Source organism: Vibrio sp. 1457, assembly GCF_033340195.1.
Lineage (GTDB): Bacteria > Pseudomonadota > Gammaproteobacteria > Enterobacterales > Vibrionaceae > Vibrio > Vibrio alginolyticus.
Map to the genome: position 1 here is coordinate 12,982 of NZ_JAWOWA010000006.1, position 13,157 is coordinate 26,138.

Below are 13,157 nucleotides of genomic sequence, written 5' to 3' on the forward strand. Positions count from 1 at the left end.
AATCAAGGTCCTTATTACTTGCCTTTATTTGTTTAAACTAATTAATACAAAGGCTTAAGGGTGGTTTTTGTGGTTTGTTGACTTAACTTGTCAAATGTTAATTAAGTGTTTAATCTTATTTTGCATTCGTATCCAAAAGCATGGAAATAACCGTTCGTCAGCCTCAATGTTCAAGGAGAAAACCAATGGCACGTATTTTAAAAAACGGAATCACTGAAGAAGCATCAGCATCAAACGACGCAAAAGTGCGTCAGATTGTTGAAAGCATTCTTGCTGATATTGAATCGAAAGGTGATAGCGCTGTACGTGAGTTGTCTGAAAAGTTTGATAACTGGTCGCCGGAGCAATTCCGCCTGTCAGAAGAGCAAATCCAAGCCTGTGTGGATGCGCTTGATGAATCGACTCGTCATGATATCGAGTTCGCTCAGCAACAAGTTCGAAACTTTGCTCAAATTCAACGTGACTCAATGAAAGACGTCGAAGTAGAAACCATGCCTGGTGTGGTACTGGGGCATAAAAATATTCCAGTAAACAGCGTGGGTTGTTACATCCCTGGCGGTAAATACCCATTGGTTGCATCCGCTCACATGAGTGTATTGACGGCGAAAGTAGCCGGCGTAAAACGTGTTATTGCTTGTGCGCCTCCGTTTAATGGTCAGCCAAATGTCGCGATTGTCGCTGCGATGGCAATGGCGGGTGCGGATGAAATCTACTGCTTCGGCGGTGTTCAGGCGGTAGGTGCAATGGCATTGGGTACGGAGACGATTGCGCCAGTCGATATGATTGTAGGGCCGGGTAACGCATTTGTGGCAGAGGCAAAACGTCAGTTGTTTGGTCGCGTTGGTATCGATTTGTTTGCAGGGCCAACGGAAACCTTGGTCATTGCTGATGAGAAAGGCTGTGACCCGGAATTGGCAGCGGCAGACTTGCTTGGTCAGGCTGAGCATGGTTACAACTCTCCCGCTGTATTGTTGACCAATAGCGAAACATTTGCGCAAGAAACCATCAAAGAAATTGAACGTCAGTTAACCATTCTTCCAACGGCTGAAGTCGCGGGTAAAGCGTGGGCAGATTACGGACAAGTGATTGTGTGTGATAGCTACGAAGAAATGGTGGAAGTGGCAGACGATATTGCATCTGAACATGTGCAAGTGATGACAGAAGATCCTAAATACTTCCTAGATAATATGACCAACTACGGTGCCTTGTTCCTAGGTCGTGAAACCAACGTTTCTTACGGCGACAAATGTATTGGTACCAACCATACACTGCCAACGAAGAAAGCGGCGCGATACACCGGTGGTCTTTGGGTAGGTAAATTTATCAAGACCTGTACTTACCAGCGTGTAACGGAAGCTGCGTCCCTCAAAGTCGGTGAGTATTGCTCTCGCTTGTGTGCACTCGAAGGTTTTGCTGGCCACAAAGAGCAAGCGGATATTCGTGTGCGCCGTTACAAAGGCAAAGTGGAAGAGGCGTAATATGTCGAAACTTGCCTTAGTCACAGGCGGCAGTGGCGGACTGGGTGCCGCCATTTGTCGCAAGCTAGCTGAATCGGGATATCGCGTAATTCTGACTTACAACAGTAATCAGAAAGCGGCCGAGGATGTGCTTTCCTCTCTGCCACGTAACGAGCATCTAGCATTCAAATTGAACGTGGCAGATTCTAGTGCGATTGAACAGCTTAAACATCAAGTCAGTGAAATAAGCGACAAGCTGGATTTGTTGGTCAACTGTGCGGGGATGACGAAATTCGTCGCGCACTCTGATTTGCAAAGTTTAGATGACCAGCTGTTTGACCAAATTTTCCAAGTGAACGTCCGTGCGCCTTTTGCCATGGTTCGAGCGTTTGAGCCTTGGCTTAAGCAAGCCAATGGTTGTGTGGTGAACATTACTTCTATCGCGGCACAGACTGCGATGGGGAGCAACATTGCTTACTGTGCAAGTAAATCTGCCGCGGAGAACATGACCCGTTCTTTAGCTCGCGCTCTGTCTCCCGAGGTTCGAGTTCTGGCTGTTGCTCCAGGGCTTGTCGACACTGAGTTTGTCAAAGGCTTGGATGACGCATGGCGTAATCAACAAGAACAATCCACACCGCTTAAGCGTTTAGCCAATGATGAAGAAGTCGCTCAAGCCGTGTACGCCGTGGCAGATCTTCTTACCTTCTCGACAGGCAATACCATCGCGGTTGATGGTGGGCGACCTTTAGGTCTGTAACACACTTTCGGTCTGTAACTAACTTTAGGCTTGTAACTAACAATTCAAAGGCTAGGTCCAAACAAGGACAACAAGGATTTACAATGACTCTACAATCTAAAATGAATAATAATCTGGTCCGCTACATGGAACTGATTCCGGGTACGAGTGCGTTTATTGATGCGCGCACGCCAGGCAGTGATCTGAAAGATAACTTCTGCATTATCGGTGCTGGGGTGGCAGAAAGCAGTCGTCAGCATGTTCATATTCGCGATACGGCGGGCTTTAACATTGGTGCCGCAGGCCAACCGCCGGGCATCAAAAATTCGTTGCACTCTCATCGTACCGCCGAGCTTTTCTTGGTGTTCAAAGGTCAGTTCCGTTTTTATTGGGGGAACGATGGAGAGCATGAGGCGGTGTTGTCTCACGGTGACGTCATCTCGATTCCAACCAATCTCTTCCGTGGATTTGAAGTGGTTGGCCGCGATTACGGCTTTATGTTCTCGGTACTTGGCGGCGACGATTCAGGTGGCGGCGTTATTTGGCATCCAAACGTTATTAAAGACAGTCAAGGTTATGGTTTATACCTCAAAGCCGATGGCACACTCGTGGACACCATTAATGGCGACCCGGTGCCACAAGAATCAGAATTGATGCCGCTGCTTACCGAAGAAGAGCTCGCGACCTTCGATACCTACACCGCAGAAGAGATGATGCCATTTGTCGCTCTGCAAAAAGATTATCGTGAAATCAAAGGCGATTTCGGCGGAAGCAACGTGAAACAATACGCCTTAACGGGTCATCCTTTGGCGAGTTATGACTTCCAAGTAAAGAGTGAAGATGAAGTGAGCATCATGGCTTATGAGCTTTCTGAAGGTGGCTCGATTCCTCAACACTGCCGAGAAGAAAAACAAGTGCTTATCAACTTTGATGGCGATACTGAAGTGGTCCTCACGCATCAAGGCGAACAAGCGAGTGTTGTTTTAACGCGCGGTGATGTGCTGAATGTTCCAGAAGGTGCGTCTTATTCACTGACGAACTTGCGTGGTAATAGTTTGACGTATTGCATTCTTGGGTCTGATCAACCAAAGCCGCTTGCAGGAGAATAAAATGACACAACCCACCTCGTTAGTTTGGCTACCCGGACTACTTTGTGATGGCACATTGTTTGAGGAAGTCAACCGAGCGTTGCCAAGTTGGGTTGAGCCTACATGCCCGACGCTGGCTTCATTGCCGTCAATGGAACAGCTGGCGCAGAAAGTGTTGCAAGACGCACCGCAGGAGTTTGTCTTGGGTGGCTTATCAATGGGTGGGATTCTTGCCTTTGAGGTGTACCGTCAAGCGCCAAACAGAGTCAAAGGCTTGATCCTCATGGATACCAATGCAGCAGATGAAAAGCCAGAGGTGACACAAAAGCGTGATGCACTGGTTAATCAGGCATTAAATGGTGAGTTTGAACGCATTACGCCTGACACTCTGATGCCTGTGCTGATTCATCCAAGCCGTTTGCAAGACAAAGCGTTAACTGAGCGTATAGAAGGCATGGCGGTCAATGTAGGTTTGGAGGCATTTGAAGCACATGCTAAAGCGTTAGCAACTCGCCCGGATGCTCGACCTTTATTGGCGGACATTCAAGTTCCTACGTTGGTGATAACAGGTAAAGAAGATAAGCTTTGTCCGCTAGACAATCATCTGCTCATGGAGAGATGCATCCCAAACGTCACGCTTCATGTTATCCCTGAGTGTGGGCATCTATCTACGCTTGAGCAGCCTTTAATTGTTAGTGAAGTGATGACTACTTGGCTTCAAGATAACTTTGCTTAGTGTTGATAAGAACTTCATCACTCACCACCTTAAGGTTACTTGGGTATAGGTGGTGAGCGATGAGTATTATCAGAAGTAGTAGCGAATACCTGCCGCGAATTGATCATCACGGTTTTCGAATTTGCTGCCATCGTACTGATCTTTACCTAGGTCGAACTGGTATTCAGTCCAAACTAGGAATTTGTTCTTCTGGAAGTGGTATTCAAGACCAGGAATCAGCAAGTTACGCTCGTAGCCTTGTGTCTCGTCACCGCGATCTTCCATGTAGTTGTAGTTCAACGTTGGGCGTAGGCCGTTATCGAAGTGGTAGTAAGTGTAGATTTCGCCACCTAGGGTATCGAACATTACGTCCGTACCGCCTTGGCTCACTGCTTCCCAGTTTTCGCCAACGTGGAAAGTCGCACCTGCGTAGAAGCCACCGTTGCTGTAGTTTGCGCCCAATAGCATGATGCGCATGTTGTCGCCGTTTTCTACGCCAACCACGCTTGCGTCTAAATCAGCAACTTCATTTTGATGGTAAGCCGCACCAAGTGTTACGCCATCAACCGGTTTGTAAGTGATAGACGCACCCATGCCGTTTTTCAATGAGGCTGTCGCATTGCTTGCTAGAGCAACATCTTCACGCGTGGTTTGGTAAGTAAAGCCGTAGCTCACTTTTTCATTGATTGAATTACGGTACGTGATTGAGTTTTCTGCACGACCAGCACCGGATGCGATACCCCAGTCAGCTAGGTTGTAAACACCTGAGCCACGAGTACCGAATACACGACCTAAATCGGTGTACCATGCTACGTCGTAGAAGGTAGACCACTGCTTGGTACCCGCAGCAATCTTGCCGTATTTTTCGTGATCAACACCTGCGTATAGCAAGCGGTCGTAGATGTTGTCGCCGTTCGCGCCAGAGTTGTAGCCCCATTCCGCGTGACCGAAACCAGTCCAGCCGTTATCTAGGCCCATTTGGCCTTTCAAACCGAAACGTGAGCTGCCGCTGTTCCATTCACCGTTGTCATCACCGCCACGGTCTTGGTAGCGAAGATCGAAACGGCCATCGATGGTTAGGCTGTCGCCAGCGTCATTAACAAAAGTGTGTGCAGCAAAGGCTGAGCTAGAAGTAAGCGCTGCTAAAATCACTGCAGAAAGGGTCGACTTTTTCATAATCAATCTCGTTATTCAGGGCGCAGAAAGCCACCGTGCGTTCATGCCCGTTTTGAATAAGGGTTCTATCTTGAGGTTGTGCCCCATCCTTGAGGCAGGAGTTGGGAGCATGTTGCCTGAACCGAGAGGGGATTCAGGCAACATAAAGGCGGGTTGACAATCCGCCCCTAGGACTTCTTATAGAGAAGGGTTTAGGATCTGTTGAGTACGCTCGAACACGTCTAGACCTTGCTGTTTTAGCCAGTAAGGAAGGTCGATCAGTACCCAGTTCTCAGATAGCTTGTCGCCGTCACGGTAGTAAACGTCAACCACTTGCATGTCTGCACGTACTTCACCACCTGTCATACCCAGGAAACCACCGATTGGCGTGTTAGATAGGTTTGGCCAGCCAAAGAAACAAGAGAAGTTACCTTCTGCGAAACGACATACGTGGCCGTTAAACTTCTTGTCTTTCAGATTGTTACGGAACGGCAATTGGTGTTGCTGTTGGTAACGAGGGATTGTGTAAGACGCACCGATACCACATGGACCGTACCAGATCATGTCTTTAGACCAGCTCTTCTCAAGAACTTCTGGTGGGCAACCCATAGCGCCGCTGTCGTTTAGTGCAGATAGGTCATCAACCATCTTGTTCACTAGTGCTAGTGTTGCTACGCCTTCTTCTGGTGCTGCGTCTTCGAACAGTAGACCGTCGTGGTTACGAGGACCAGGGTATACGAAGTGCTTACCTGTTGATGGTGGTAGTGGGTAACAACCCGCTTGGTCCATCGCGCCTAGAAGGTCTAGGAATAGGCCAGTCTTAGTGATCTTGCCGTTTTCAACACAGTTAAATTCTGCGTAGCGGATGTTCATGATCTTGCCAGTTGGGCGCATGCCTAGGTATTCAGCGTCGAATAGACCCATGAAGTGACCCATGCTCATTACCCAGATTTCACCTGATGTTACTTCGTTCTCACCACCGATGAAGATGTCTTGACGACGCTGCATGCGAGTCATTGATTTCATCAAAGGAGCCCAGAAAACGTCAGCCGCTGCTTGAGCGCCTTGTTGCTCACGGAATGGGTAAACACCACGCCATAGGTAATCTTTTGAAGTATGTGCTTTTAGTACTTCTGCCACGTTCTCGTGAGTTGCGTTTTCCATTGCGCTGAAGTATTCACGTACAACGCGTTTTGCTTCTTGATATTTAGACATAATAAACTCTCTTATTTGCTGTCGAGTCGGCTTTGGGAACAGGACTCGAAACTAAGTTTTTTCATCCGGCCGGGGAGCCAGCCGGAGTTTTTGAAATTCAGTTACGCTTTTGCTGCTTCGGCTTTTTTGCTCTTATCGAACACGCCGCCTTTTAGTGTCTCTGGCAGTGATAGCCATAGAAGACCAGCAAGGATCCATACGATTGGTGAACCCCACATTGCGGTTTGTAGGTCGGTACGCTCTTGGATGAAGATAAGTACCATTGGTGCCCACATACCGAGGATACGACCGCCGTGGAATAGCGCTGCGCCGTAGCTACGTAGGTGTGCTGGGAACAGTTCTGAGAAGTAACCACCCCATACCGCAGAAGAAGACAGACCGAAGTTGTAAATCAGACCAAGTAGAGCCAGCATGTTTAGGCCGCCAATCACCATGTCGCCAGGTGCAACAAAGAAGATTGAAACCATGATGCCCGCTAGGATGAAGCCAAATGCGTTCACCTTACGACCGAATTTGTCAGCTACCCAACCCCAGAACCACGCACCAAACAGTGAACCAAATGCTGAGATAGAGAAGATGAGACCGATGGTTGCACCGTCGAACATACGTACATCACGTAGGTATGTGGTTACGAAGCCACCAAAGAATTGGAAACCGTAGAAGTTAAGGCCAGCCAGTAATAGACACGTTAGAGTGATCTTACGGTAAGGCTTGCTTAGCATTTCGCCCCAAGAGCCTTTTTTCGCTGGTGCATCTGATTCTTCTGCTTTTGCTTGCTCTTCTTCACCGTAAGCGATCACTTTGCTGTCGCTAGGTAGTACAAAGATCATGACAACAGCCGCTGCCAATGGTGGGATACCACCGACAAGCATTAGGCTTTCCCATGGTGCATCAATACTTGCAATAAATGCTGCATACGCACCCATTACCATCAGTGCTACAGAGAACATAGAAGACGCGAATGCCGTCAACTTACCACGTACCGTTGGCGTAAATAGGCCGATCATCAAACTTACTGCCACGGTGAAGTAACCACCCAGTGACAAACCAATGATGAAACGCATTGCTGCCCATGTTGTGTAGTCGGTGAACATCATATTGATGATCGTTGCGCCACCGTTTAGGGCTGTGATGGTAATAAGAGTGGATTTCTTACCAAATTTTGTTGCGAACCAAGCACAGCTCAATGCACCGATAAGTGCACCAACCGACTGCCATGTATAGAACTGGGCAGTGTCTGACAGGCTAATACCATCATACGCTTCAACGATGTATGGGCGTACGTAGTCAATAATTACAAAGTTATAACAATAGAAAAAGTAACCAACCAGTATCGCTAGATAGGCAGCTACCCTTTGAATCATAGGAACTTCGCTCATGTGTCTTTTGGCATTCATGACCGATAAACCTCTATTTCACTTAGGATTTGTTGCTATTCAAACTTAAAGAACACGATCTTATTGGGATCATCTTCGATTTCGTGTCGTGGTGAATCATAGTTTTTTTAAGGTCATTAGATCCGTGATCAATATCAATTTTAAAATGAATGCGTACCCAATTTGTGATTTTTAGTGATGGGAGTCTCATTAAATCGGTCTTTTTGGCATTTTTGAATATATAACCGTCTATATTGGTGATTATAGTCACAGTTATGGCGGGATTATCGTTTAGATATGCTTTTTTAAAGTAATATCCAAGCACAAATAATTAGCACCCAGAATTATGGAAACCCTGAAATGGTTACGTACTCAAGTTTTGTGGTGATTGCGTTATACGTGTTAATCACCATATTAATCAGCTATTTAGTGAACAAGCGCTACAGCAATGGTGGCGACTTTTCTACGGGTGGAAAGCAATTTGGCTGGTTTACGGCGGGTGTTTCGATACTTGCGACTTACATTAGTGCGATGACGTTTGTAGGGATGCCTGGTTGGGTTTATAGCTCTGGCATGGAAGCGATGAGTATTCACCTTAACTATCCCATCGTTATCTTTTTCACCGTCATTTTCTTTGTGCCTGTCTTCTATAAGCTGGGCTTGACTTCGATTTATGAATACCTTGAGCACCGCTTTGGGGTGTATGCAAGAACCATCAACTCGATTGTGTTCATTGTGGTTCAATGTATCTCTGCGGGTGTGATTTTGTATGCCGTGGCGCTGATCTTAGTGCAAGTTCTGCCTATCAGTATTTCTGAAGCCATTATCTACATTAGTATTTTCACCGCTTGCTATACCTATGCGGGCGGAATTTCCACGGTTATCTGGACCGATATGTTGCAATCTGCAGTATTGGTAGCAGGCAGCATCGCTATCTTTGCCATTCTAATGACAGAGATTAATGCGGCAGATTACCTTTCTCGTAATCACCTGAATATCATCAACTTAGACTTTGATTTAGGCGTAGATACCACACTCTGGGCTGGCGTGGTTGCCGTGAGCTTTTTGCATTTGAGTGTGTACGGCACCAACCAATTGATCATCCAACGCACGTTAGCGACGAGATGTGAAAAGACGGCGCAGAAGTCGATGCTGTTGTGTGGTTACGGTGCATTTTTTGTGTACTTATTCTTCGCGGTACTCGGTGTTCTTTTGAGTGTTTTCTATCAAGATCAATCGTTGAAAACAGCAACGAAGTGATTTTGGATTTCGTCTTCAACCACACTAACCCAATCGTCGTTGGTTTGATCATTTCCGCATTGGCGGCGGCCGCAATGTCGACCTTGGATTCTACCTACAACTCAATGGCGACCGTCGCAACGTTCGATATCTACAAGCGTTTCGTTCGCAAGAGTGCCGATGATGAGCACTACGAAAAAGTCGCAAGAAAGATGAGTTTGCTCGCTGCGGCTATGGTGGTAGTGCCAGCTCTTCTGGCGGTATCGAATGAATCGGTACTCAAAACCATCGCTAGCCTGACTTCCATCTTTGTTGGTATCCGTCTTGGGTCATTCGTGCTTGGCTTATTCTGGGCAAAAGCCAATGAGAAAGGCGTGATCGTTGGCAGTATCATGAGTGTGATTGCGGTGTTTACTGCCATGTATCTCGACGTGGCTTGGCCGTGGTTCGCGCCAATTGGTACGTTTGTCTTCCTTTTGTTTGGTGTGTTAGTGAGCCGTCGTTGGGGCGCTGTGACTGCCGAGCAACAAATTTTTATCAATAATCAAAAACATCTTTTTGCAAAGCCAACCGCAAGCCATTACGGGCTGTTGGTGTTCGCCGTGGCGACCATCGCTGCTTGTATGGTTCTCCCTGATTGGCTTTATGCTGCATTGTCGTAATAGGTAAGTTTATGCTGTCCATCTTTGATATTTACAAGATTGGTGTGGGTCCTTCTAGCTCTCACACCAATGGTCCAATGATCGCGGGTTACCACTTCACTCGTTTGATTGAATCTAACTTGGCAAAAGTGGTTCGTATTCAAGTTGATTTATACGGTTCACTTTCGTTAACGGGGATTGGTCACCATACAGACCGTGCGACCATTTTGGGTCTGTTGGGTAACAAACCAGATACCATCAAAATCGCTTCTGCGAACAAAGCGATGCGCAAGGCGATTGAAGAGGGCATGATGTCTGTCGATGGCCGTCATGAAATCGAATTCAACTACAAAACGGACATGTTGTTCCATGAAGAGAACCTTCCTCTGCATGAGAATGGAATGACGATTACTGCGTTAGATGCGCACGGCAATCAGGTTGGGTTTGAAACTTACTACTCTATCGGTGGTGGTTTCATCGCAACGGCGGATGAACTGCAAAATGGCAGTGCGACTGCTCCCGTAGAAGTTGAGCTTCCATTCTCCAGTGCAGACGAAATGTTGGCACAGGCAGAGAAGAATGGCATGAGCCTTGGCGGCATGATTCTGAAAAACGAACAAGCGTTTCAGGATATGGAAGCCATCAATCAACGTGCAGAACAGATCTGGCGTGTGATGACGCGTTGCATGGAGCGTGGTTTCGAAACAGAAGGCATCTTGGATGGCGGCTTGAATGTGACCCGCCGTGCGCCTAACTTACTGAAGAAGCTTGAAGCAAATGAAGCAATCGAAAACGATCCGATGGAAACCATGGATTGGATTAACCTGTTTGCTTTTGCTGTGAGTGAAGAAAACGCGGCTGGTGGACAAGTCGTAACGTCGCCAACTAATGGTGCGGCGGGTGTGATTCCGGCGGTATTGATGTACTACCATCGCTTCATCAAAGAGCTTGATACTAAACAGCTTAAAGACTTCCTTGCTGTGTCCGGTGCGATTGGCATTTTGTACAAAACTAATGCGTCTATTTCGGGTGCCGAAGTAGGTTGTCAGGGCGAAGTCGGTGTTTCTTCTTCTATGGCGGCAGCTGGCTTGACCGCGCTGCGTGGTGGTAGTAATGAGCAAATTTGTATTGCGGCCGAGATCGCCATGGAGCACTCACTAGGCATGACTTGTGACCCAATTGGTGGCTTAGTGCAAGTACCGTGTATTGAGCGTAATGCAATGGGTGCAATGAAAGCGATCAATGCATCTCGCATGGCACTAAAGCGTAATAGTAAATGTTTGATCTCGTTGGATAAGGTGATTGAAACCATGTACCAAACGGGCAAGGACATGAACAAGAAATACCGCGAGACGTCACAGGGTGGGTTAGCTTTGATTCACCTAGCGCCGCCTTGCGAATAATGAGTTAGGCACATCTAACCAACAAAAAAGCCGAAGCACTGAGATGCATCGGCTTTCCTTTTTTGGAGCGTTTATAACTTAGCTATGCGTTTGCTCACCTTTTGGTGTGCTTTGGTTTGGTTGATAGTGCAAAATCACCATCGAGGTGGGTGACAGCAAGACTTCGCCTTCAGCATGTCCTGGGTTGAGATTACGTACGTTTGTATCACAGATCGTCACCCATTCTTGCTTTCGCTCATTGGGGAGCTTAAAGCGAGCTGTGGCGTTAGTTTGGTTGATGAGGTAGACCAGCTCTTGCCCTTCTTTACCGATACCAAGGTGAAGTGCGACAGAGCTTAAACGGTTCCAATCATCGTGCTCCATTAAGCGACCGTCTGTACGGCGCCAGAAAATACGGTTGTTATTGCGATTCTCGCCACTGAAAGCTCGGATAAATGGCACCATGTATTGATTTCGGTTGGCGACCATTTGTGACATCCATGCTTTGAAATGTTGCTTACGTTCTGTCTCTTCCCAGTTCAGCCAACTGGTTTCGTTATCTTGGCAATAGGCATTATTGTTACCGCCTTGGGTGTGAGACAGAACATCAGCAGTGAGAATGTGTGGGATACCGAAGGCAAACAGCAAGCTAGCAATAAGGTTGCGTTTTTGCTTTTCACGCGTGGCGATAATCATCAGATTTTCCGTCTCGCCTTCAACACCGTAGTTTTCTGAACGATTGTCACCGTGACCGTCGCGATTTTCTTCGCCATTGGCTTCGTTATGTTTGTGCTTGTAAGACACTAAATCTTGCAGTGTGAAGCCATCGTGATACGTGATGTAATTTACGGTGAGTTTGTATGGCCAGTTCGCTGCACTATAAATGTCACGAGAGCCCATTAATCGAGTGGCAAACTCTTTTAAATAGCCTTGATCACCGCGCCAAAAACTGCGGGAAATATCACGCAGTTTGTCATTACATTCGTTCCAACCAAATGGAAAGTTACCCACTTGGTAGCCATTTGGACCAATATCCCAAGGCTCGGCAATCAATTTGGTTTCACGCAAAATTGGGTCTTGCGCAACGGCTTTAAAGAAAGCTGCTTCTGGGTTGTAATCATCGCCCTGTCGACCTAACGTTGCAGCCAAGTCAAAACGGAAGCCATCGACTTTAAATTCGCTAACCCAGTAGCGCAATGTATCCATCACAAGGTTTAAGGCTGGTTGGTAGGTGAGATCCACTGTATTTCCGCAGCCGGTGTAATTGGCGAAGTGGTTGCCATGTTTGATGTAAAAACGGGAATCGAGGGCCTTCAGGTTGAAGATTGTAGGCCCTTCACCACCTTCAGCAGTGTGGTTGTAAACCACGTCGAGAATCACCTCAATGCCGTTTTTATGCAATTCGCGAATTGTTGTTTTTAATTCCGTAACGGCGTCTTGTTCTGCGTAGCGCGGATCGGGCACCATAAAGAGATAAGGGTTGTATCCCCAATAATTGACCTTTTCCATCTCTAGTAGATGAGGCTCATGCATGCATGCTGCGACAGGTAGCAATTGCAGCGTGTTGATGTTTTGCTGTTTGTAAAAGGCCAGCATTTCAGGTGATGCAAGACCTAAATAGCGCCCCTTCAGCTTGTCCTCAACCTCTGGGTGGCGTTGGGTAAGCCCTTTGACGTGCGTCTCAAACAATACCATCTCTTCTCTGGGTATACGCGGGTGATCCGTGTTTTGCCAGTCAAAATCATCTTCGATAACGACGCACTTCGGCATATCGAAACTTTTGGCTGGAGAGTAGGGAGGGTGATAGTGGAGGGCTTTATCTATTGATTTTGCGTACGGATCAGAAATTAACAGTGGCTCGTCCTTGTGGGAGACAAGGTAACCGTATTTTTGCCCCGGCTTAATATCTGGAATAAAAGTATGACGTATGCCAGCGTATTCATTCGGTAAACCGTGAAGCTCGTAGCTGCCATCGTTTGCAAACAATGCCAGTTGAATGTCTTTTACGCCCGGAGCATGAATAGAGAAGTTACAGCCTTCTTTATTCAATGTTGCGCCCAGGGGGTAGGGGCGAGAGAGAAGTCGTGTCATCGGAGATACTTTATTTAATATTTATTGCTACCTTTAGGAAACTATAAGTTAAAAACTTTGTC

9 protein-coding genes and 1 pseudogene are annotated in these 13,157 nt (G+C 47.0%); 6 read left to right on the top strand and 4 right to left on the bottom strand.

Annotation, left to right across the window (positions count from 1 at the left end):
• Positions 1-185 precede the first annotated feature (185 nt).
• The 4 genes from hisD (at position 186) to R7Z41_RS08160 (ending at position 4,017) form a co-directional block, all read left to right on the top strand.
• Positions 186-1,478 carry a histidinol dehydrogenase gene (hisD, locus tag R7Z41_RS08145; RefSeq protein ID WP_154204063.1) on the top strand — a complete coding sequence of 431 codons (1,293 nt, stop codon included), beginning with the start codon at positions 186-188 and terminating at the stop codon, positions 1,476-1,478.
• Position 1,479: 1 nt separating this feature from the next.
• Complete coding sequence (locus R7Z41_RS08150; protein WP_005374763.1) at positions 1,480-2,214, top strand: SDR family NAD(P)-dependent oxidoreductase; 735 nt, start codon at positions 1,480-1,482, stop codon at positions 2,212-2,214.
• An 83-nt stretch (positions 2,215-2,297) separates the two neighbouring features.
• Positions 2,298-3,302 (top strand): cupin, encoded by a 1,005-nt coding sequence (locus tag R7Z41_RS08155; RefSeq protein WP_005374765.1) that lies wholly within the window; start codon positions 2,298-2,300, stop codon positions 3,300-3,302.
• A 1-nt stretch (position 3,303) separates the two neighbouring features.
• Positions 3,304-4,017, top strand: coding sequence for an alpha/beta fold hydrolase (locus R7Z41_RS08160; RefSeq protein WP_170889939.1), 714 nt, complete (start codon positions 3,304-3,306; stop codon positions 4,015-4,017).
• A 69-nt stretch (positions 4,018-4,086) separates the two neighbouring features.
• Here R7Z41_RS08160 and R7Z41_RS08165 read toward each other — a convergent pair whose 3' ends face one another.
• The 3 genes from R7Z41_RS08165 to R7Z41_RS08175 form a co-directional block, all read right to left on the bottom strand.
• Positions 4,087-5,172, bottom strand: a complete 1,086-nt coding sequence (locus R7Z41_RS08165; RefSeq protein WP_017634480.1) for a porin — start codon at positions 5,170-5,172, stop codon at positions 4,087-4,089.
• Between the two features lie 177 nt (positions 5,173-5,349).
• Positions 5,350-6,366 carry a nuclear transport factor 2 family protein gene (locus tag R7Z41_RS08170; RefSeq protein WP_053350178.1) on the bottom strand — a complete coding sequence of 339 codons (1,017 nt, stop codon included), beginning with the start codon at positions 6,364-6,366 and terminating at the stop codon, positions 5,350-5,352.
• Between the two features lie 101 nt (positions 6,367-6,467).
• Positions 6,468-7,763: an MFS transporter gene (locus tag R7Z41_RS08175; RefSeq protein WP_005374774.1), complete on the bottom strand. Its 1,296-nt coding sequence runs from the start codon at positions 7,761-7,763 to the stop codon at positions 6,468-6,470.
• Between the two features lie 339 nt (positions 7,764-8,102).
• Here R7Z41_RS08175 and R7Z41_RS08180 point away from each other — a divergent pair.
• Positions 8,103-9,643: pseudogene (locus R7Z41_RS08180) on the top strand (sodium:solute symporter).
• An 11-nt stretch (positions 9,644-9,654) separates the two neighbouring features.
• Positions 9,655-11,025, top strand: coding sequence for an L-serine ammonia-lyase (locus R7Z41_RS08185; RefSeq protein WP_318136349.1), 1,371 nt, complete (start codon positions 9,655-9,657; stop codon positions 11,023-11,025).
• 78 nt (positions 11,026-11,103) lie between these two features.
• On the opposite strand, the gene glgX is transcribed toward R7Z41_RS08185, so the two are convergent.
• Positions 11,104-13,095, bottom strand: coding sequence for a glycogen debranching protein GlgX (glgX, locus tag R7Z41_RS08190; RefSeq protein ID WP_005374781.1), 1,992 nt, complete (start codon positions 13,093-13,095; stop codon positions 11,104-11,106).
• Positions 13,096-13,157: the final 62 nt, after the last annotated feature.